Annotated in this window: 18 protein-coding genes and 1 tRNA gene; 6 read left to right on the top strand and 13 right to left on the bottom strand. The window is 66.5% G+C overall.

Annotated elements, in window-relative coordinates; genetic code table 11:
• Positions 1–59 precede the first annotated feature (59 nt).
• The 3 genes from ACZ9CK_RS08815 to ACZ9CK_RS08805 form a co-directional block, all read right to left on the bottom strand.
• Complete coding sequence (locus ACZ9CK_RS08815) at positions 60–1118, bottom strand: tRNA (adenine-N1)-methyltransferase (protein WP_426297586.1); 1059 nt, start codon at positions 1116–1118, stop codon at positions 60–62.
• Between the two features lie 106 nt (positions 1119–1224).
• Positions 1225–2388 (bottom strand): site-2 protease family protein, encoded by a 1164-nt coding sequence (locus tag ACZ9CK_RS08810; protein WP_426297584.1) that lies wholly within the window; start codon positions 2386–2388, stop codon positions 1225–1227.
• Positions 2389–3114 carry an HAD family hydrolase gene (locus ACZ9CK_RS08805; RefSeq protein WP_476049771.1) on the bottom strand — a complete coding sequence of 242 codons (726 nt, stop codon included), beginning with the start codon at positions 3112–3114 and terminating at the stop codon, positions 2389–2391.
• A 142-nt stretch (positions 3115–3256) separates the two neighbouring features.
• Between ACZ9CK_RS08805 and ACZ9CK_RS08800 the strand changes: the two genes are divergently transcribed.
• On the top strand, positions 3257–4162 hold the full coding sequence (locus ACZ9CK_RS08800) for a PAC2 family protein (RefSeq protein ID WP_426297580.1): 906 nt from the start codon (positions 3257–3259) through the stop codon (positions 4160–4162).
• Positions 4163–4213: 51 nt separating this feature from the next.
• Here the strand turns inward: ACZ9CK_RS08800 and mshC are convergent, their stop codons facing one another.
• Together mshC and ACZ9CK_RS08790 are read right to left on the bottom strand one after the other, a co-directional pair.
• The gene (mshC, locus tag ACZ9CK_RS08795) at positions 4214–5494 is read right to left on the bottom strand and encodes a cysteine--1-D-myo-inosityl 2-amino-2-deoxy-alpha-D-glucopyranoside ligase (RefSeq protein ID WP_426297578.1); all 1281 of its coding nucleotides are present in this window, start codon (positions 5492–5494) and stop codon (positions 4214–4216) included.
• A 16-nt stretch (positions 5495–5510) separates the two neighbouring features.
• A complete protein-coding gene (locus ACZ9CK_RS08790; protein WP_476049770.1) occupies positions 5511–6344 on the bottom strand; it encodes an undecaprenyl-diphosphate phosphatase in 834 nt (277 codons plus the stop codon).
• A gap of 51 nt (positions 6345–6395) precedes the next feature.
• Between ACZ9CK_RS08790 and ACZ9CK_RS08785 the strand changes: the two genes are divergently transcribed.
• Positions 6396–7325: an aldo/keto reductase gene (locus ACZ9CK_RS08785; protein ID WP_426297574.1), complete on the top strand. Its 930-nt coding sequence runs from the start codon at positions 6396–6398 to the stop codon at positions 7323–7325.
• Between the two features lie 38 nt (positions 7326–7363).
• Here ACZ9CK_RS08785 and ACZ9CK_RS08780 read toward each other — a convergent pair whose 3' ends face one another.
• A complete protein-coding gene (locus tag ACZ9CK_RS08780) occupies positions 7364–7633 on the bottom strand; it encodes a hypothetical protein (RefSeq protein WP_426297572.1) in 270 nt (89 codons plus the stop codon).
• Between the two features lie 39 nt (positions 7634–7672).
• On the opposite strand from ACZ9CK_RS08780, the gene ACZ9CK_RS08775 reads away from it, so the two are divergent.
• A complete protein-coding gene (locus ACZ9CK_RS08775; protein WP_426297570.1) occupies positions 7673–7906 on the top strand; it encodes a DUF5703 family protein in 234 nt (77 codons plus the stop codon).
• A gap of 15 nt (positions 7907–7921) precedes the next feature.
• Here ACZ9CK_RS08775 and ACZ9CK_RS08770 read toward each other — a convergent pair whose 3' ends face one another.
• The 6 genes from ACZ9CK_RS08770 to ACZ9CK_RS08745 form a co-directional block, all read right to left on the bottom strand.
• A complete protein-coding gene (locus tag ACZ9CK_RS08770) occupies positions 7922–9082 on the bottom strand; it encodes an acyl-CoA dehydrogenase family protein (RefSeq protein ID WP_476049769.1) in 1161 nt (386 codons plus the stop codon).
• A gap of 9 nt (positions 9083–9091) precedes the next feature.
• Complete coding sequence (locus ACZ9CK_RS08765; RefSeq protein ID WP_426297566.1) at positions 9092–10396, bottom strand: M20/M25/M40 family metallo-hydrolase; 1305 nt, start codon at positions 10394–10396, stop codon at positions 9092–9094.
• A 295-nt stretch (positions 10397–10691) separates the two neighbouring features.
• Positions 10692–10774: transfer RNA gene (locus ACZ9CK_RS08760), tRNA-Leu, on the bottom strand.
• 206 nt (positions 10775–10980) lie between these two features.
• Positions 10981–11916 carry a MaoC family dehydratase gene (locus ACZ9CK_RS08755; RefSeq protein ID WP_476049768.1) on the bottom strand — a complete coding sequence of 312 codons (936 nt, stop codon included), beginning with the start codon at positions 11914–11916 and terminating at the stop codon, positions 10981–10983.
• Positions 11913–13268, bottom strand: a complete 1356-nt coding sequence (locus tag ACZ9CK_RS08750; protein WP_476049767.1) for a 3-oxoacyl-ACP reductase — start codon at positions 13266–13268, stop codon at positions 11913–11915. The genes ACZ9CK_RS08755 and ACZ9CK_RS08750 overlap by 4 nt, the downstream gene beginning before the upstream one ends.
• Positions 13265–14650: an acetyl-CoA C-acetyltransferase gene (locus ACZ9CK_RS08745; RefSeq protein WP_476049766.1), complete on the bottom strand. Its 1386-nt coding sequence runs from the start codon at positions 14648–14650 to the stop codon at positions 13265–13267. The genes ACZ9CK_RS08750 and ACZ9CK_RS08745 overlap by 4 nt, the downstream gene beginning before the upstream one ends.
• 61 nt (positions 14651–14711) lie before the next feature.
• Here ACZ9CK_RS08745 and ACZ9CK_RS08740 point away from each other — a divergent pair, with 61 nt between their 5' ends.
• Both ACZ9CK_RS08740 and ACZ9CK_RS08735 read left to right on the top strand, forming a co-directional pair.
• Positions 14712–15458: a TetR family transcriptional regulator gene (locus tag ACZ9CK_RS08740; RefSeq protein WP_426297558.1), complete on the top strand. Its 747-nt coding sequence runs from the start codon at positions 14712–14714 to the stop codon at positions 15456–15458.
• Positions 15459–15488: 30 nt separating this feature from the next.
• Complete coding sequence (locus ACZ9CK_RS08735) at positions 15489–17567, top strand: acyl-CoA dehydrogenase family protein (protein WP_476049765.1); 2079 nt, start codon at positions 15489–15491, stop codon at positions 17565–17567.
• A gap of 85 nt (positions 17568–17652) precedes the next feature.
• Here the strand turns inward: ACZ9CK_RS08735 and glgA are convergent, their stop codons facing one another.
• Positions 17653–18882, bottom strand: a complete 1230-nt coding sequence (glgA, locus tag ACZ9CK_RS08730; RefSeq protein ID WP_476049764.1) for a glycogen synthase — start codon at positions 18880–18882, stop codon at positions 17653–17655.
• Between the two features lie 102 nt (positions 18883–18984).
• Here glgA and glgC point away from each other — a divergent pair, with 102 nt between their 5' ends.
• Entirely contained in the window at positions 18985–20367 is a 1383-nt protein-coding gene (glgC, locus tag ACZ9CK_RS08725) for a glucose-1-phosphate adenylyltransferase (protein ID WP_476049763.1), read from the top strand.
• The last annotated feature ends 43 nt before the right edge of the window (positions 20368–20410 follow it).

Genomic DNA, 20410 nt, shown 5'->3' with positions numbered 1-20410 from the left:
CCCTCAAAAGGCCCGGGAAGGCTCTGACATCCGGAATGCGGACCAGTTTGTGATCTTCGCTAGCCGTCCACGCCAGGGGTGTCCATGACGTTCGTGCCCGCGATGGCGTCGCGGGCAGCGCGGCGGAGTTTCTTGTCCGAAACCGCACGTTCTCCTACCGCGCCGGGGGTCCAGGCGTTCAGGTCCTCTTCGCTGAATTCGGTCTTGGAGGGCCGGCGCTTCGTGGAAATGCCGGTGACGCCAGCGGCGAGGCGGCGAGTGACCAGGAGGAATCCCGTGTGTGCCACCATCCGGTGGTCCGGCCGCACGGCCAGGCCTTCCAGGTGCCAGCCGCGGACCATGGACTCCCAGGCGTCGGGTTCGGTGAAACGTCCGTCAGCCCTGATCGCCTCTGCGGTGCGGGAAAGCTGCGTGACCGTGGCAACGTAGTTGATCCAGACGCCGCCGGGAGCCAGCACCGTGGCGACGGCGTCGAGGCATTCCCAAGGGGCGAGCATGTCCAGCACCACGCGGTCCACCGAGCCGGGCTCCTCGCTGCGGACCACTTCTTCCTGGAAGTCGCCCAGCGAGATCTTCCAGGCCGGGTGCGGGCCGCCGAAGATGGTTTCGACGTTGCCGCGGGCAATATCGGCGAATTCCTGGCGGCGTTCAAAGGAATGCAGGTAGCCGGCGTCACCCACGGCGCGCAGCAGTGAAATCGAGAGGGCGCCGGAACCCACGCCGGCTTCCACCACGCGGGCGCCGGGGAAGATGTCCGCCATGGTGACGATCTGCCCGGCATCCTTCGGGTAGACCACGGCTGCGCCGCGGGGCATCGAAAGCACGAAGTCCGACAGCAGCGGGCGCAGGGTCTGGTACTGCTGGCCGATGTTGTTGGAGACCACCGAGCCGTCCACCTTGCCGATGATTTCGTCGTGGTTCAGGAAGCCGCGGTGCGTATGGAAGGCGCCGCCCACCTCGAGGGTGATGGTGTTCATGCGGCCGCGTTCATCCGTGAGCTGGACACGCTCGCCCACCCGGAACGGTCCGCGCCGGCGCGCCGCCCCCGTCGCCTGGCTTGCTGAAGTGTCCGCGCCGGTCTCCACAGTGTTGTTGTTGACGGCGGTTTCCCTGCTCATGGATGTGTTCCTCGCTTTTGTAAGGCTGGGCCGTGGAGCGTTGCCGCGGAGTGCGGCAGATGTCCGGATTAATTCATGGCCGGCAGGTAACTCTACCGGGAAGGTGCTAAGCGCGCCCGCTCCGGCGGGGATCTTTACCTGTAATGGCGCTCACGACGGCCTGCTGCCGCAGCAGCCCGGTCACTGTGCCGGAGTCGTCCACCACGGCGTATTCGCCGCCGTCCAGGCGGGCCAGGTACTGGATGAGCTCCTGGCCTCCGGCATTCCAGGGAACGTAAGCGCCCGGTGCCAGGGCTGCGGCGACGGCGCTGACCGGCGTCGCCGCTTGTTGTGCGGGCGGTACTGCCAGCGCTGAGGAGGGAATCACCCACGCCTTGGGGCGGCCGTCCGGATCCTGCACGACGACGGCGGGCCGGCCTTCCGGGGACAGGCGCAGCGCGTCTGCGACGCTGGCTGTGTCCGGGACCCCGACGGCGCGTTCGGCCAGGGCGCCGGCGTTGACGAAACGGAGGCGGCTGCGCATGGTGGCATGTTTGATCGCTGCCGAGGCGCCGATCCAGAGGAAGCCGCAGACCAGGACAGCGATGACTGTCCGGGCGAAGTCCACCCTCTCGCCGCGCAGCCAGGGCACCACAATGAACAATGCAAGCAGGACGACGACGATGCCGCGGCCGGTCCAGCCAGCGGCGATAGTGCCCTTCTCCTGGCTCCCGGTGGCTTTCCAAACGAGGGACTCCACCAGGCGCCCGCCGTCCAGCGGCAGCCCGGGGAGCACGTTGAAGATGCCGATCAGGAAGTTCACCCACATCCCGCTGTTCAGCAGCGTTTCGGCCACCCCTGAGAAGACATGGGCCTCCACCAGCGGCCAGGCGGCGCCGGCAAGCACGAAGTTGGCCGCCGGCCCTGCAAGCGCAACGATGACCGAACGGCCGGGCGACGCCGTGAAGCTTTCGAACTGGGTGTGACCGCCCCATAGGTTCAGCACAATCCTGTCCGTGGGCCAGCCGAACAGGCGGGCACTGAACGCGTGGGCCAGCTCGTGCACCAGGACCGACACCGCCAGCAGCACTGCGTAGGCGAAGGCGACCAGATAGGCGGCCACTCCCAGGCCCGATGCGGCTGCCAACGGGGGCCCGTTGGTGATCACGATGAAGAGCGCAATGGCGAACCAGGAATAGGCAAGGTACACCGGGATGCCGGCGATCCTGCCGAGCCGTATGCCATCTTTGCGTCCACCGTGGGCACCATGGCCCGCAGCGCCGCTGGCCACCTAGTTTGCTCCTTCAAGAAGAACGCCGGCGCCCGCCAGGCGTGCGCGGTCGGCGACTAGCTGTTCGAGTTCGGCGACGGTGCGGCCGGCGAGTGTGCTCCAGGTGGTGCGGCCGGCGTCTTCGGGCAGCGGCATCTGGTGTGGGATCCCCACCGTCACGACACCGGAGGCCAGGGCCGCCGCAACGCCGGGAATTGAATCCTCGAGGGCGACGCAATGGTCGACGGTCAGTTCAGGGTCGGAGAGGCGCAGGCGTTCGACCGCGGTGAGGTACGCCTCGGGGTGGGGCTTGCCTTGGCTGACGGAGTCCCCGGTGACCATGAATTCGAAGTAGGGCTTGGGGAGGCTTGCCACAACCTCGTGTGCCAAGGGTCCCTCGGACATCGTCACGAGGGCGCAGCGCACGCCGGCGCCGTGCAGTTCCTCGAGGAGTTCACGGGCGCCCGGCCGCCACGGGACTTCGGCCCTGATGCGCTCGATGACCTGGGCGCTGAGGGTGTCGATGATGTCCCGCTTTTCCATCCGTACCCCGGCCGCCTGAAGGATGCCCGCGGAGTGCGTCAAGGACTGGCCTACGAGATGCATGGCCTGTTCATGGGACCACTTCCCGCCGTGGGCTTCAACGAGCGCGTGTTCAGCGGCGATCCAGTAGGGTTCGGTGTCCACCAGGGTGCCATCCATGTCCCAGAGGGCGGCTTTCAAGCGGGGCTGGGGGGCGGCATGCATATGGTCAAGTCTACGTGCACGCGGGGCTGGCCCCGGCCACCGCCCCCGGGAAGGGGCAGCGCGGCCGCGGAACGGAAAAGCCCCGGGCGCAGCGGCGTGTGATGCCATGCACAGCCGGGGTGCTTCGACGTAGGGTGAGGGAATGAACAGTTTGGACGGAGCCCGCGACGGACAGGACGCCCCCCGCGAAGCCGAGCACCTTTTGCAGACAGCGCAGGAGGGTAGAAGGACCACCGTGATGCTTGCCGCTTTCGAAGGCTGGAATGATGCCGGCGAAGCGGCCAGCGACGCGCTGCGCTACCTGAACAAGCTGTGGCAGGGCAAGAAGGTGGCCACTGTGGATGCCGACGACTACTACGACTTCCAGTTCACCCGTCCGACGGTGCGCCGCACCGCCGCGGGAGAGCGCCGGGTGAAGTGGCCGTCCACGCGCCTGTACCGGGCAAGCGTCCCGGACAGCAACGTTGATGTGGTGGTGGTGCTCGGCACGGAACCTTCCTACCGGTGGCGTGCCTACACCACGGAACTCCTTGTCCACGCCGAGGCCCTCAAGGTGGACTATGTGGTGCTCCTTGGCGCGCTGCTTGCGGACGTTCCGCACAGCCGGCCCATTCCGGTGAGCACCACCACGGAGGACAACTCCTTGAGGCAGAGGCTGAACCTTGAAGCCAGCCAGTACGAGGGGCCGGTGGGCATCGTGGGAGTACTGGCGGAGTTCGCGATGCTGGCGGGCCTTCCCACTGTCTCCCTCTGGGCGGCGGTTCCGCATTACGTGTCCCAGGCGCCGTCCCCGAAGGCCCAGCTGGCGATCCTGCACAAGGTGGAGGACCTGCTGCAGCTGCCGTTGGACACCCAGTCCCTGGCGGAGGACGCCGAGGCCTGGGAACGTGGCGTCAACGAACTCGCCACGGACGATCCGGAAATCGCCGCGTACGTCCGGCAACTGGAGGAGGCCAAGGACACCGCGGACCTGCCGGAGGCAACGGGCGAATCCATCGCGCGGGAGTTCGAGCGCTACCTCAAGCGCCGCGGAAAGGGAAAGTCCTAGGCAGCAGAATCCCCGCCCGGTTCCTGCCGGGCGGGGATTCTCTGTGAACCTCTAGAGTTCGACGCCGAGCAGGGCGTCGACGGCGTCCGAGAACAGTGCGGCGTCCACTTGCGACGCTTCCGGGGTGCCGGCGTCGAGGGCGGCCTTTGCCCATTCGTCGACGGCGGCCAATGCGCCTGGTGCGTTGAGGTCATCGGCAAGTTCACTGCGCACCCGGCCAAGCAGCGCGGCGACGGTCCCGGCGGGCGCGGCATCGCGGGCGGCGCGCCAGATCGCGAGCCGTTCCTTCGCCGCCTCGAAGCCTTCCGCGGTCCATGACCAGTCGGCGCGGTAGTGGTTTGCAAGGATCGCCAGCCGGATTGCCGGAGCTTCTTCCCCGGCAGCGCGCAGCTTGGACACGAGCACGAGGTTGCCGAGCGACTTGCTCATCTTCTCGCCGTCGAGCCCCACCATTCCGGCGTGCGCGTAGTGCCGTGCCAGCGGAACCCCGCCGATCGACCAGGCATGGCCGGCTCCCATTTCATGGTGCGGGAATACCAAGTCGGATCCGCCGCCCTGCACGGTGAAGGGTGCGGGCAGGTATTCGCGGGCGATGACCGTGCACTCGATGTGCCATCCGGGACGGCCCTCCCCCAGGCTAGCGCCGGGCCAGCTCGGCTCGCCGTCGCGGGCTACGCGCCACAGCAGCGGGTCGAGGACGTTCCGCTTGCCGGCACGTGCGGGGTCGCCGCCGCGTTCGGCGAACAGCGGCAGCATGTCCGCCTCGCTCAGTCCGGAGACGTCGCCAAGCCGCCACGCGTCCTCGCTGTCCGAACGCTTTCCGGCCTCGTCGACGTCGTAGTAGACATCGCCGTCGGGCTCGCCGCCGGTGCCGTCCACCCGGTACGCCAGGCCGTCCGCGAGCAGTTTTTCAATGGCGGGCACGATCAGCGGGATGGCCTCGACCGCGCCGACATAGTTGTCAGGGGCGAGGACGTTCAGTGCTGTCATGTCGGCGTGGAACAGTTCGATCTGGCTGGCGGCAAGTTCGCGCCAATCCACCCCGGTCGCATTGGCGCGTTCCAGCAGCGGATCGTCGATGTCGGTGACGTTCTGCACGTAGGCGACGCGCTGGCCGCCGTCGCGCCAGGCACGGTTCAGAAGGTCGAACGCCACATAACTTGAGGCATGGCCCATGTGCGTGGCGTCATAGGGCGTAATGCCGCAGACATACAGGGATTGCTCCGCCCGGAGCGGGATGTCCACGACGGCATCCTTGGCAGTGTCGAAGAGCCGCAGCTGGGGCATGGTGCCGGGAAGCTCGGGTACTGGGCGGGAAGTCCACGATTTCACAGCCTCAACGATAGTGCTAGGCGCTGATGACATTGAAACCGAGCAGCAGGTAGAGGGCAAGGCCGAGGAGGATCCGGTACCAGACAAACAGCCGGTAGCTGCGGGTCGAGACGTACTTCAGGAACCAGCCGATGATCACGTAGCCCACCCCGAAGGCGATCACGGTGGCGAGGGCGGTCTCGGGCAGGCCGTAGGGCCCTGTGATTCCGTCCTTGCTGAGCACTTTGTACAGCTGGTAGAGCCCGCTGCCGAAAACGGCCGGGATTGCCAGCAGGAAGGAATAGCGGGCCGCGGCTTCGCGGGTGTAGCCCATGAGCAGGCCGGCCGTGATGGTGCCGCCGGAGCGGGAAACACCCGGGACCAGGGCCAGCGCCTGGGCGAAGCCATAAAGGATGCCGTGCTTGTAGCTGAGATGGGTGAGGTCGCGTTTCTGCTTGCCCGTTGCGTCCGCCACCGCGAGGATCATGCCGAAGACGATCAGCATGGTGGCCACGATCCACATGCTGCGGAAGACCGATTCGATTTGGTCTTGGAAGAGCAGGCCCAGCACGATGATCGGCAGGCTGCCGAGGATCACAAGCCAGCCCATGCGGGCGTCGGGATCATTCCTGCCTACCTTGCCACCCAGCGAGCCAACCCACGCCCGGACGATCCGGACGATGTCGGGCCAGAAAAACACGACGACGGCGGTCTCGGTACCCAGCTGGGTAATCGCCGTGAACGCTGCGCCGGGATCGGCTGCATTGGGCAGGAAAGCGCCGACGATCCGCAGATGTGCGCTCGAGGAAATCGGCAGGAATTCGGTGAGCCCCTGCACCAGGCCGAGGAAGGCTGCTTCTATCCAGTTCACGTGAATAGACCCTACGTCATGATGTCCCTGAAGTGCCCGTAAGCTAGCACCATGCAGCAGCGTTATGTCGGCAACAGCGGCCTGAGGGCCTCGGTTCTTTCCCTGGGCACCATGTCCTGGGGGCAGGAGACCGATGAGCAGGATGCAATGGAATTGCTCCATGCTTTTGTCGACGCCGGAGGCACCCTGGTGGACACCGCGGCATCCTATTCCGGAGGCGAAGCCGAGGCGATCCTCGGGTCCATGCTTGGCGACGTGGTTGCGCGCTCCGAGCTGGTCATTTCGAGCAAGGCGGGCGCCTGGAGCCAGGATGGCCGGCAGAGGGTGGACGCCTCGCGCGGTGCGATGCTCTCTGCGCTGGACGCCAGCCTGGCTCGACTGGGAACTGATTACCTCGATATCTGGTTCGTCCAGTGCTGGGACGCCAACGTTCCCCTGGACGAGACCCTGTCCGCCCTGGAACTTGCGCTGCGCAGCGGGCGCGCACGCTACGTCGGCATCTCGAACTTCAACGGCTGGCAGAGTGCCAAGGCCGCAGCCGTCGCGGGGTTCCCGATCGTGGCAAACCAGTCGGAGTACTCCCTCCTGAACCGCAGCCCGGAAGCTGAGCTGCTGCCCGCCGTCGAAGATGCCGGTCTCGGGCTCATGGCCTGGGCCCCGCTGGGCCGAGGCGTGCTGAGCGGAAAGTACCGGGGGCAGGTCCCGGCCGGGTCCCGCGCGGCCGGCGACCGGCTGGCCGGCTATGTAGGCAAGTACCTCGAAGCCCGGGAGTCCCGGGTGGTCGAGGCCGTGCACATGGCAGCAAAGGGTTTGGGCCGGTCTGCCCTTGACGTTTCATTGGCATGGTTGCTGAACCGGCCGGCGGTGGCGACCGCTGTGGTAGGGCCGCGGAATGCGGTGCAACTGAAGGAACTCCTCGATGCCAAGCCCGCGCCGCTTCCGAGCGAAATCGCACGGGCGCTGGAAGACGTATCCGCCTAGCGGCGCCTGCCTAACGCTGGAGTTCTGTTGGACCAGTTCTACTGGTCGAGGATTTCGAGCTCGTCCTCGTCGAGCAGTTCGCCGTCCTCGTCGTCGCTTTCGTCCTCTTCATCGAACACCTGCAATGGCGTGACTTCCGCGTATGCCTCGTACAGGGCGTCCTCGTAGACTTCAAAGGCGTCCGCGACGGCAAAGAACGCCGCTTCGACGGTAGGATCACCTTCACCCCGGCGGGCGGAAGCGGCGACGAGATGCTCCTCCAAAGCAGCTGTCAGTGACTGAAGCGCGACACGCGGATCGATGCTCATGACTTCACGTTAGCCCGAAAACGACGAAAATGGAGAGGGATGAGGGAACAAATTCTAGGCAGTTCCATCGAACGCCAAAGGGACAACGCAAGGCAGTACGAGTACCTGGTACTGACGGTGGCGCCTGACGATTCCCTGCCGGATGCCCGGCGCCGGCTCGTCGAACATTCCGAGTACGGCAAGTGGGAACTCGAGCGCAGTGTGCTCTATATGGGCGGCGGCCGACGTTTCTGGATGCGCCGCAAAGTGTTTTCCGTCCAGCGCACGGTCTGAGGCCGCTGCCCTGAATCAGCGCTCCAGCGGCCCCAGCCAGGCATTGGCCACGGTGTTGTGCGCCGACTCATCGTTGGACGGGTGGAAGATGCCGGCCAGCACGTCCCTGTAGAGGCGTTCGAGTTCCGCTCCCCTGAAGTAGCTGGCGCCACCGGAGACCCGGATGGCGGTGTCCACCACAGCGCGGGCGGTTTCCGTGGCGCGCAGCTTCAGGCCCACGAGCTTGGCGAACCAAAAGCCTCCATGGTCCGCCCCGCCGTCCACGTCTCGGGCGAGTCCTGCCAGCTGGGCCTGTACGGAGTCCAGCGCCATGGCGGCGTCCGCGATCTTCCAGCGGATGTCCGGGTCCTGGGCGAAGCTCCGCCCGCCGTATTTGGCCGAGGTACGGCGTTTGACGGCTTCCAGGGCCAGTTCAAAGGCCCGCTCGGCAATACCCGTGTAGACGGCGGCGAGGAGCGTCTCGAAGCACGCGAAGACGGCGAAAATCAGGGGATCCTGATTGGGTCCGGGCGGAAGCTTCCGGAAGATCCGTTCCGAAGGGACCACGGCTCCCTCGAGCAGTGTCGAATTGGACTGGCTGGCACGCATGCCCAGGGTGTCCCAGTCCCCTGCCGTGGAATGGCCCGCAGCCTGCCGGTCCAGGAAACCGAAGACGAGTTCCCCTGCGCCCCAGCGGGCGGTACCGTCCTTGCCGAAAGTTCCCAGGCGGGTCCATACCGGGGAAAGGCTCGTGAAGATCTTGCGTCCGGTGAAGCTGTAGCCGCCGTTCGGCAACGGAGCCGCGACGGTTCCGGAATCGAAGAGCATGGAATCGTTGCCGGCTTCGGAGATAGCGAACGCGAACACTTCTCCCTCCCCCGCTTCCTTCAACACAAAGGAAAGGGAGCCGTCACCCATGTTCTCCAGAACGCGGGCGACGCCGGTCCACACCAGGTGCATGTTCACCCCAAGCGCGGTTGCGGGCGCCGCCCCGGCGAGCCGACGCTGCAGGGCGGCGACCTCCGCAAGCCCGAGGCCGCGGCCGCCGTCGGACTCCGGAACGAAGAGCTTCAGGTACCCGGCATCCGCGAGTTCCCGGAAGTCCTCATGGAAGAAGGAATTGTCCCGGTCATAGCCTGCGGCCCTGTCCCGGATCCGCTCCAGCAGTTCGTCCGGCAGGATGTCCTCGGGGGTCACGGCAGGCTCCTAGTAGTTGCTCAGAAGCCTGTTCAGCACCCGGGTGCCGAACTTCAGTGATTCGGCCGGCACGCGCTCGTCCACGCCGTGGAACATCCCGGTGAAGTCGAGTTCGTCCGGGAGCATCAGGGGGGCGAAGCCATAGCCGGTGATGCCGATCTTGCTCAGGGACTTGTTGTCGGTGCCGCCGGAGAGCGTGTAGGGAAGGACCTTGGCGCCCGGGTCCTCGGAGTGCAGGGCATCAATCATGGAGTCCACAAGGTTGCCGGCGAACGGCACTTCAAGGGAGACATCCTTGTTGACATAGCTGACTTCTACGCCCTCGCCTGCCAGTTCCTTGATGGTCTGGAAAACGAGTTCCTGCTGTCCCGGCAGCGTGCGGCAATCCACGAGGGCCTCCGCAGACTCGGGGATCACGTTGTGCTTGTAGCCCGAGCGCAGCAGCGTGGGGTTGGAGGTGTTCTGCAGAGTGGCGCCCACGAAGCGGGCAACCGTGCCGAGTTCCTTCAGGAGCAGTTCGGGGTTGTCGGGGTCGAATTCGACGCCGGTCAGTTCGGTGACGCCGTCCAGGAACTGCCGTGTGGTGGGCGTGAGTTCGATCGGCCACTGGTACCCGCCGATCCTGGTGACGGCCCCGGCAAGCCGGGTGATGGCGTTGTCCGTGTTGATCTGGGAGCCGTGGCCTGCCCGGCCGTGCGCCACGAGGCGGAGCCAGGAGATGCCCTTCTCCGCGGTCTGCAGCAGGTAGGTGCGCTTGCCGCCGATGGTCGCGGAGAAGCCGCCGACCTCGGAGATCGCTTCGGTGGCGCCGTCGAACAGTTCGCGGCGGTGCTCGACGGCGTAGCGCGCCCCGTAGGTGCCGCCGGCCTCCTCGTCGGCAAAGAAGGCGAAGACGATGTCGCGCTTGGGCTTGCGGCCGCTACGGGCGAAGTCGCGCATGACCGACAGGATCATGGCGTCCATGTCCTTCATATCCACCGCGCCGCGGCCCCAGATCAGGCCGTCCTTGAGTTCGCCGCTGAAGGGGTCCACCGACCACTGGTCCTTGAGCGCCGGAACGACGTCGAGGTGGCCGTGGACCACCAGGGCGTCCGCCGAAGGATCCTCTCCGGCCATCCTGGTCACGACGCTCGCCCGTCCGGGGGCAGACTCGAAGATTTCGACGTCGAGGCCCACCTCGCTGATCAGCCCGGCGGTGTACTCCGCGGCGGCCCGCTCGCCCGGGCCCGAGTCGTCGCCGAAATTTGAGGAATCTATCCGGATGAGTTCCTGGCAGATCCGGACAACTTCGTCTTCGGGGCGGATCTCAGACATGGAACTCTCCTAGCTGGGTTCGGTGCACATTCGGCTCTCACCGCGCAGCATCGCAGGCGCGGCACTCCCCCAGCCTACCCACCCGGGACCGGGTGCGGAGCCCGCAGGGTCGGCGATTCCCGGCCGGCGGCGCACCCCGCCGCCCGCTGTAGAACTCCCGTGGGCCTTCTTCGGGGAAATAGCTCCGACGCAGGCGGGCTATTGAGATACGCATCACATTCGCTGTGATCTGAAAGAATTCGTAATTAAACAATCGAGGCCCGAATTCGTGAATTGAATTCGGGCCTCGCATTTGTGCGCGGAGGGGGACTTGAACCCCCACCCCCTTTCGAGGACTAGCACCTCAAGCTAGCGCGTCTGCCATTCCGCCACCCGCGCAGGTGGTGTCCGGAGCATCGTCCACGCCTTCCGGCGCTTTACTTTCCTCCGAAGCAGCGAGAAAAACTCTAACACGGTTCCCGGGGATTTTAAAATCGGGTGGCGGGCGGACCGTGTCCGGAAAATTCGGTAACCGGCGGCGGGTTTCGGCTGCGGCTGCACCGGGCAAGGGCCGGTCACCGCCGTACGCGAAGGAAGCAGCCGGCCTAATCCAAGGCAGCCACCGATCCCTTGAAGTGGCGGCGGCCGCTGCGTGGGTTCCACCCGGTGAAATCCGAGTGGGACCAGTGCCCTCCGGCATCGCGGGACGTGCCGATCTCCAGCGAAACACGGGCCGGGAGGAACACCGGAGCCTCAAAAGCAACCTCCCAGGCAAAGGCTTCACTCCTGGCCGGCCCCACTTCGGCCAGTGCCCGTGAGGCAAGGTACATGCCGTGGGCGATCGAGCGCTTCAGCCCCAGTGCCTTGGCTGAAAGCACGCTCAGGTGGATCGGGTTGAAGTCGCCCGAAACGCCCGCATAGTTCCGCCCGGCATCGACACCGAGAGTCCACAGCGCAGTCGGGTCGGGCGGGCTGAACGGAGTTTCGGTCCCGGGTCCCTGAACGCCGTTTTTGTCCACGCCCGGAAGGAAGAAGCGTTTGGCGAGGTAGCTGGACACTCCCTTCCAGAGGAGGTCGCCGCCGACGTCCCGGGCTTCGGCCACGAGGTCAACCTGGGTCCCTGCCCGGTGCCCGCGCAGGTTCTCCGCCCACGCCACGATCTCCAGGGACTCCGAAAAGTGCACGGCACGGTATTGTTCCACCCTGTTCCGCAGATGGATCATGCCCAGGAGCGGGAGCGGGAAGTCGTCCCGGTTGAGCACGCTCATCGCCACCGGGAATGCCAGGGCATGGATGAATCCCGCGGGCAGGAAGTCACCGGCGCTCTCGCCGACCAGGTGCTGGAAAGCCGTCAGCTTTTCGACGTCGGCCGTGACGCCCCGGAGCCCGTGGCGGGCGCCCGGGAGGTCAGCGCCGGGCAGGGCGCCGGAGATCCGGCGCCGGGCCGCCGTCGCCGCGGCGTTGAGGTACAGCATCGAGAGCGAAGGCGCCTCCGGCAAGAACACGGTCCGCCCGCCGCCTCCGCCCGCGTCCGCGCTCATGCGCCCACCAGATTCTGTCCGCAGACCCGCAGCACCTCACCGGAGATCCCGCCGGCCGCATCCGAGGCCAGGAACGCGATGGCCTCGGCGACGTCGCCGGGAGCGCCGCCCTGTTGCAGGGAGTTCAGGCGTCGCGCCACTTCCCGGGTGAGGAACGGGATCCGGGCAGTCATTTCGGTTTCGATGAAACCGGGGGCAACAGCGTTGATCGCGCCGCCGCGGGCTGCCAGCAGGGGCGCGCTGGCGCGCACCATGCCGATCACGCCCGCCTTGGACAGGGCGTAGTTGCTTTGGCCGCGATTGCCGGCGATGCCGCTGGTGGACGCAACTGACACGATCCGCGGCGCCACGGGCAGGGCTGCTGAAGCGAGGACGGCATCGTTGATGCGCAGCTGTGAGGCGATGTTGACGGCGATGACCGAGCGCCAACGTCCTTCGTCCATGTTGGCCAGGAGCTTGTCCCGGGTGATGCCCGCATTGTGGACCAGGATGTCCATGCTTCCGTGCCGTTCCAAGGCATGGTGGATGATCCGCTCCCCGGCATCGGGCACGGTGATGTCCAGTTGAAGGGCCGTTCCCTTCACCGCGTTGGCAACCTCCGCCAAGTGGTCACCCGCCGCCGGAACGTCGACGGCGACAATGGTGGCGCCGTCGCGGTGGAGAGTCCGCGCAATGGCGGCACCGATTCCCCTGGCGGCGCCGGTGACGACCGCGACCTTTCCTGCGAGCGGCTTGTCCGGGTCGCCGGGCTGCCAGCCAGCGGCGGTGGATACGGTGAGGAACTGGCCATCGACGAAGGCGGAGCGGCCCGAGAGGAAGAAGCGCAATGCCCCCAGGGTTCCCGGACTTTGCGGCCCGGCATCCCGGCCCAGCAGGATGCCGTTGGCAGTGGCTCCGTCACGGAGTTCCTTGGCCAATGAGCGCACCATCCCGTCGGTTCCCTGGCGGGCGGCCGCTTCGGCCGGATCCGCTGCGGATTCCGCCGTGCGTGACACAGTGACGACCCTCCCGCCTGGGGCAAGGTCACGCAGCGAGCGGGCGGCGGTCAGCACGGGGATTTCAAGGTCCTCCGGCCGCTGGACGTCGTCAAGCACCAGGATGATCGCCCCGAGCTTTTCTTTGGGCAAAGCGTTGCGCCGGACGTCCAGGCCCCAGGAAAGGAGTTCCGCAGCAAGGGCTTCCGCCGCCCGCCCTTGGCCTTCGTCCGGCCTGCCGACGACGAGCGCCGGCCCGGGTACCAGTGGGCTGCCCGCTTTGTACCTGCGCAATTCGACCGGCCGGGGCAGGCCGAGCCTCCCGGCGAGGTCGCGGCCGAATCCATGGCTGACGAATTGCGTGTACTTATCGCTCATACCTGCTCCCCTTCCGCGGCTGGGTAAGCCTCAAGAATTGCCACCACGCCCTGTCCGCCCGCTGCACAGATGGAGATCAGGCCCCGGGCAGGGCGCCCGTGCACCGTGCCGCGATCGCGCAGCATTTTTGCCAAGGAGGCAACGATGCGGCCGCCGGTTGCGGCGAAGGGGTGGCCGGCGGCGAGCGAGGAGCCGTTGACATTGAGCTTGCTACGGTCGATCGAGCCGAACGCGCCCGGAAGGCCGAGGCGTTCCCGACCGAAGTCCTCGTCTTCCCAGGCGGCCAGGGTGCTGAGCACGGTGCCCGCGAAAGCCTCGTGGATTTCAAAGAAGTCGAAGTCTTCGAGGGCGAGTCCATTGCGGGCCAGCAGCCGCGGCACCGCGAAGGCCGGCGCCATCAGCAGGCCGTCCTTGCCATGGACGAAATCGACGGCGGCGGCCTCTCCGTCTACCACCACGGCCAGCTTGGGCAAGCCCCTGCGGTCCGCCCAATCTTCGCTTCCAAGCAGCACCGTGGCCGCACCGTCGGTGAGCGGTGTGGAGTTGCCCGCCGTCATGGTCGCCTCGGCGCCAAGAGTCTTGCCGAACACAGGCTTCAGGGTGGCGAGCTTCTCCAAGGAGGTGTCGGGTCGAAGGTTCGAATCCCGGTTCAGGCCCCGGTATGGGGTGAGCAGGTCATCGAAGAAGCCGCGATCGTATGCCGCCGCGAGATTGCGATGGCTGTTGTAGGCGAGTTCGTCCTGGGCTTCGCGGGTGATCTTCCACTGCGCGGTGGTGAGTGCCTGGTGTTCGCCCATGGACAAGCCCGTGCGGGGTTCTCCGGTATCCGGGGCATCCGGGATGATGTCCTTGGGACGCAGCCGGGACAGCGCCTTCAGGCGCGCAGGAAGGGTCTTGGCCCGGTTGAGATCGAGCAGCACTTCGCGCAGACCTTCGCTGACGGCGATCGGGGCGTCGGAGGCCGAGTCCACGCCGCCGGCCACTGCGGATTCGATCTGGCCCAGCTTGATCTTGTTGGCCAGCCCGAGCACTGTCTCCAGGCCGGTGGCGCAGGCCTGCTGCAGGTCGTACGCGGGGGTTTCCGCGGACAGGGCCGAACCAAGGACGGCTTCGCGGGTCAGGTTGAAGTCGCGCGAATGCTTCAGTACGGCACCCGCGGCAACTTCACCGAGCCGTTCCTCCTGCAGGCCGAATCGGGCAATCAGTCCGTCAAGTGCTGCGGTGAGCATGTCCTGGTTGGAGGACCTGGTGTACGCACCGCCGCTGCGGGCGAACGGAATCCTGTTGCCGCCGATGACCACCGCCCTGCGGAGGCCCGCTTCGGGCGAATGCTGCCCGCGCTGCGCGTGGCTTTCTTCCGGTGACAGTGCTGCTTCGGGCATCCGTTTGCTCCTTCGCTCGTTCGGGTTACTGATACCCAGCGTACCTGATACGCTGGGTATCGTGAACAGCGTCACAGCATCCAAGCAAGCGGCATCCGGGCAAGCGGCCACGGGCTCCGCCGCCGCCCTCGCAACGGGTCCGGCGGATTTCGTTGCCCCCGCCGTCGACGGCCGTGCAGCCCGCTGGCAGGGCCACCGGGAAGAACGCCGGCGGGAACTGATCAAGGCAGCACGCAAAGCCGTACACACCCTCGGCAGCGACGCCTCGATGGAGGACATCGCGGCAGCGGCCGGCACTTCGAAGCCCGTGTTCTACCGCTACTTCGGTGACAAAGCGGGGCTCCAGCAGGCCATGGGGGAAGTGGTCCTCGCACAGATGCAACGGAAGATGAAGGAGGCGGTGGCCACCGCCACATCGGCCCGCGAAGGCCTGTTCGCCATGGTGTCGGCCTATCTGCAGATGGCCGGGGCAAGCCCGAATGTCTACGCCTTCGTCACCCGATTGCCGCACGGCGAGGCCGGCCAGCAGGACGCCATCGCCGCCTCCGGCGCCCTGGGACACTTCTTCGAATCGATCAGCGCCATGATGGCCGCCCCCATGCGCGAACACCTCGGTCCCGACGCTGAGGTCCTGATCGGCTATTGGCCGACGGCGGCCATCGGCATGGTGCGCAGCGCCGGTGAGCTGTGGCTCAGTTCCCCGGACTCCCCCGGCAAGCCCGACGAACAGGCCATGGCCGAGCACCTCACCGACTGGCTGTGCGCAGGGATCGCGCCCGGAAGCCGAACCACCCAGAACCAGCAATGACCCACTGTATGGAAACCGCGAAGGAATCACATGACTGAAGTAGTGGACCGCTCCGCGTCCGGCACCAAGCCCGCCGGATCCGAAGCTGCCGGCACCCCGGCCGTCGATGTCGCTGTGCTCGGCGAACTCTTGCTCGGCCGCTGGGCGGACGTCCGCCGCGCGGCCCGCGAACTCGCCGGCCGCCCCGAGGTGCACAAGTTCGAGGGATTGACCCACACGGAACACCGGAAGCGCGTGTTCGCGCAGCTGGGCTACCTGGTGGAGAACAACGCCGTGCACAGGGCTTTTCCCACGCGGCTGGGGGGCTCGGACGATCACGGCGGGAACATTGCCGGATTCGAGGAACTGGTCACGGCTGATCCGTCGCTGCAGATCAAGGCCGGCGTCCAGTGGGGCCTTTTTGGCTCCGCCGTCCTTCACCTTGGTACCGCCGAGCACCATGACAAGTGGCTGCCCGGGATCATGAGCCTGGAGATCCCGGGCTGCTTCGCCATGACGGAAACCGGCCACGGCTCGGATGTCGCCAGCATCGCCACCACCGCCACCTATGACGAGGCGGCGCAGGAGTTCGTCATCCACACCCCGTTCCGGGCCGCGTGGAAGGACTACATCGGCAACGCCGCGAACGACGGCCTCGCCGCCGTCGTCTTCGCCCAACTGGTGACTCGCAATGTCAACCACGGCGTCCACGCCTTCTACGTCCCCCTGCGTGATCCGCAGAGCAAGGAATTCCTCCCCGGCATCGGCGGCGAGGACGACGGCGTCAAGGGCGGGCTCAACGGGATCGACAACGGCCGGCTGCATTTCAGCAACGTGCGGATCCCGCGGACGAACCTGCTCAACCGCTACGGCAGCGTCTCCCCCGAGGGCGCATACAGCTCGCCGATCTCCAGCCCCGGACGGCGGTTCTTCACCATGCTCGGCACCCTGGTTCAGGGCCGCGTGTCCCTGGACGGCGCCGCCGTGGCCGCGAGCAAGGTCGCGCTGAAGACTGCCATCCAGTACGCCAGCGAACGGCGCCAGTTCAACTCCTCCTCCCCCGTGGAAGAAGAGGTACTGCTCGACTACCAGCGCCACCAGCGCCGGCTGTTCACCCGCCTCGCCACCACCTACGCGGCGGGGTTCGCCCACGAGCAGCTGCTGGTGAAGTTCGAGGACGTCTTTTCCGGGAAACAAGACACCGACGCCGACCGGCAGGACCTTGAGACACTTGCCGCCGCGCTCAAGCCGCTGAGCACGTGGCACGCCCTGGACACGCTCCAGGAATGCCGCGAGGCCTGCGGCGGGGCCGGCTTCCTGATCGAGAACCGCTTCGCCTCGCTGCGCGCGGACCTCGACGTCTACGCCACCTTCGAAGGCGACAACACGGTGCTGCTCCAGCTCGTGGCCAAGCGGCTGCTGGCTGACTACGCCAAGGAATTCCGTTCCGTTGACTTCGGTGTGCTGGCCCGCTTCGTGGTGTCCCAGGCCGCAGATGTGGCGCTGCACCGCACCGGCCTGCGCCAGGTGGCGCAGTTCGTCGCCGATAGCGGTTCCGTGCAGAAGGCCGCGCTGGCCTTGCGGGACGAGGAAGGCCAGCGCACCCTCCTGACGGACAGGGTGCAGTCGATGGTCGCCGAAGTCGGCTCGGCCCTGAAGGGCGCGAACAAGCTGCCCCAGCACCAGGCCGCGGCCCTGTTCAACCAGCACCAGGACGACCTCATCGACGCCGCCCGCGCCCACGCGGAACTCCTGCAATGGGAAGCGTTCACCGAAGCGCTCGCCTCCGTGAAGGACCCGGGCACCCTGCAGGTGCTCACTTGGCTGCGCGACCTCTTCGGGCTGTCACTGATCGAGACCCACTTGTCCTGGTACCTCATGAACGGCCGGCTCTCGATGCAGCGCGGCCGGACTGTCGGCGCCTACATCAACCGGCTCCTGGTGAAAATCCGCCCGCACGCCCTGGACCTGGTGGACGCTTTCGGCTACGGGCCGGAACACCTCCGTGCGGCCATCGCCTCCGGCGCCGAGCAGCAACGCCAGGACGAGGCACGCGACTACTTCCAGGCGCAGCGGGCCAGCGGGTCCGGCCCCCTGGAAGAAAAGAACCTTCCGGCTCTGAAGGGCTGAACCGCCCGGGCCGGGAACAGCGACGGCGGCGCCGCACGTTCGCAAGCTTGCTTGCTGAAGGTGCGGCGCCGCCGTCGTGCTGCCGCTAGGCGGGTTTCCCTGCCTGGCTCAGCCCGGGCTTATCGAGCACCGAGCGGTAAACCTCAAGGGTGGTCTGGGTGATCGATTCCCAGGAGAAATGTGCCTCGGCCCGTGCCCGGCCGGCGGCGCCCATGGCCTTCGCCCGTTCCGGGTCGGAAACGACTTCCGTGAGGGCCGCGGCGAAGTCGGCCACGAACTTCTCCGGATCCAGCGGAGTGCCGGTTCCGTCGGTCACCTGTTCCAGCTCTACCAGCAGGCCGGTTTCGCCGTGGTTGACGACCTCGGGGATACCGCCGGTCGCGCTGGCGACGACGGCCGCACCGCAGGCCATTGCCTCAAGGTTCACGATGCCGAGGGGTTCGTAGATGGACGGGCACGCGAAGGCCGTGGCGTGGCTGAGCACCTGGATGAGTTCCTTGCGCGGCAGCATGCGTTCGATCAGGATGACTCCCTCACGCTTGCTCTGCAGCTCTTCGATCAGGGCTGCGGTTTCCGCGGCGAGTTCCGGGGTGTCGGCGGCGCCGAGGCAAAGGACCAGCTGGACGTGGTCCGGCAGCTTCGCCGCGGCACGGAGCAGGTAAGGTACGCCCTTCTGGCGGGTGTTCCGGCCGACGAACACCACGCTGGGCTTGGCCGGATCGATTCCGAGGGCACGGACGTGTTCTTCGCCTGCATCCGGCTGCCACAGTTCCACGTCAATGCCATTGTGGACCACACGCACCTTGGCGGGATCAACTTCCGGATAGCTGCGCAGGATGTCCTGCCGCATCCCTTCGGACACGGCGATGATCGCGGCTGCCGCTTCATAGGCCGTCTTCTCCACCCAGGAAGACAGCGCGTAACCGCCGCCAAGCTGCTCGGCCTTCCAAGGACGCAGCGGCTCGAGGCTGTGTGCGCTGAGGACGTGCGGAATCCCGTGCAGCAGTGACGCGAGGTGGCCCGCCATGTTCGCGTACCAGGTGTGTGAATGCACCAGGTCCGCCCCGGCGACGTCGGGCACGATCCTCAGGTCGACGCCCAAGGTCTGCACGGCGGCGTTGGCGGACACGAGGTCTTCCGGCGTCGAATATGACGTCACAGTCGCCCCGTGGAAGTCGGCGTCGCGGGGCGCGCCGAAGGCGCGGACCTGCAACTCAACATGTTTTGCAAGGACCCGGCTGAGCTCGGCAACATGCACTCCGGCGCCGCCGTAGATCTCGGGAGGAAATTCTTTAGTCACAATGTCTACGCGCATGGTGCCTAACGTAGTCGTTCCCCGGTATCTGTTCTAGTGTGAAGGAGTCCGGCATCCCGGGCTCTTCGGGGGGCTTCAAGACGTACAGGGAGAAATACACCAATGGCGTTGAAGAAAGTATTGGCGATCGTATTGGCCGGCGGCGAGGGGAACCGCCTCATGCCACTGACGGCGGATCGGGCTAAACCGGCGGTGCCGTTCGCCGGCGGTTATCGGTTGATAGACTTCGCGCTTTCGAACCTGGTCAATTCGGGGTATCTGCAGATCGTTGTGCTCACTCAATACAAGTCGCACAGCCTCGACAGGCACATCTCGGAAACCTGGCGCATGTCCACCCAGCTCGGCAAATACGTCGCCTCCGTCCCGGCCCAGCAGCGTGTGGGCAAGAGCTGGTTCCTGGGCAGCGCAAACGCCATCTACCAGTCCTTGAACCTGATCCATGACGCCAACCCGGACATCGTGGTCGTGGTCGGCGCGGACCACGTCTACCGGATGGACTTCTCGCAGATGGTGGAGCAGCACGTTGCCAGCGGGGCCAAGGCCACCGTCGCGGCCGTGCGCCAGCCGCTGTCCATGGCAAACCAGTTCGGCGTCATCGAAGTGGACCAGAACGATGCCCAGAAGATCGCCGCCTTCGTCGAGAAACCGGCCGAAACCGCCGGCCTCGCCGCGGACCCCACCCAGTTCCTGGCCTCCATGGGCAACTACGTCTTCGACGCCGACGCCCTCGTGGACGCGCTCCGCGTTGACGCCGAGCGCCTGGATACCAAGCACGACATGGGCGGGGACATCATTCCCTACTTTGTAGGCAAGGGCGAAGCCGGGGTGTACGACTTCACGCTCAACGACATCCCGGGATCGACAGAACGCGACCGCACCTACTGGCGCGACGTAGGCACCATCGATTCCTTCTATGACGCCCACATGGACCTCATTTCGCCGGTCCCGGTGTTCAACCTCTACAACTCCGAGTGGCCGATTTACACCCGGCAGAGCATTTCCCCGCCTGCCAAGTTCGTGCGCGGGGAGAACCAGACCGTGGGCTCTGCCCTGGATTCGATCGTGGCCAGCGGCGTGGTGGTTTCCGGCGGCATCGTGGAGGGTTCCGTGCTCTCCAACGACGTCTACGTGGGCACGGCCAGCCGCGTCCAGGACTCGGTGCTGATGGACAAGGTCCGCGTCGGTGAAGGCGCCGTGGTCAACCGCGCCATCATCGACAAGAACGTCCGGATCCCGGCCGGCGCCGCCATCGGCCTCGACCCGGAACTGGACCGCGCCCGCGGCTACAAGGTCACGCAGTCCGGCATCACGGTCCTCGCCAAGGGGCAGCTCGTGCCGGAACCCGAAGAGGCCGAGCTGGCACTCTCCGCAGAGTACCGGCGCGTTCTTCCGAAGGCAGTCAGGGCCGTTACCGAGGGCCTCCCCGACGCCCGCGAGTCCATGGAGAAGACCGCCGAAGCCCAGGCAACCTCCGTCGAGGTCTGACCCGCCAGGAAGCCCGCAGCCTCCCCGTGCACCGCACGGGGAG

This window comes from Arthrobacter sp. TE26545, from assembly GCF_056279005.1.
The sequence above is the reverse complement of the archived record's forward strand: the minus strand, read 5'-3'. Positions and strand labels throughout refer to the sequence as shown.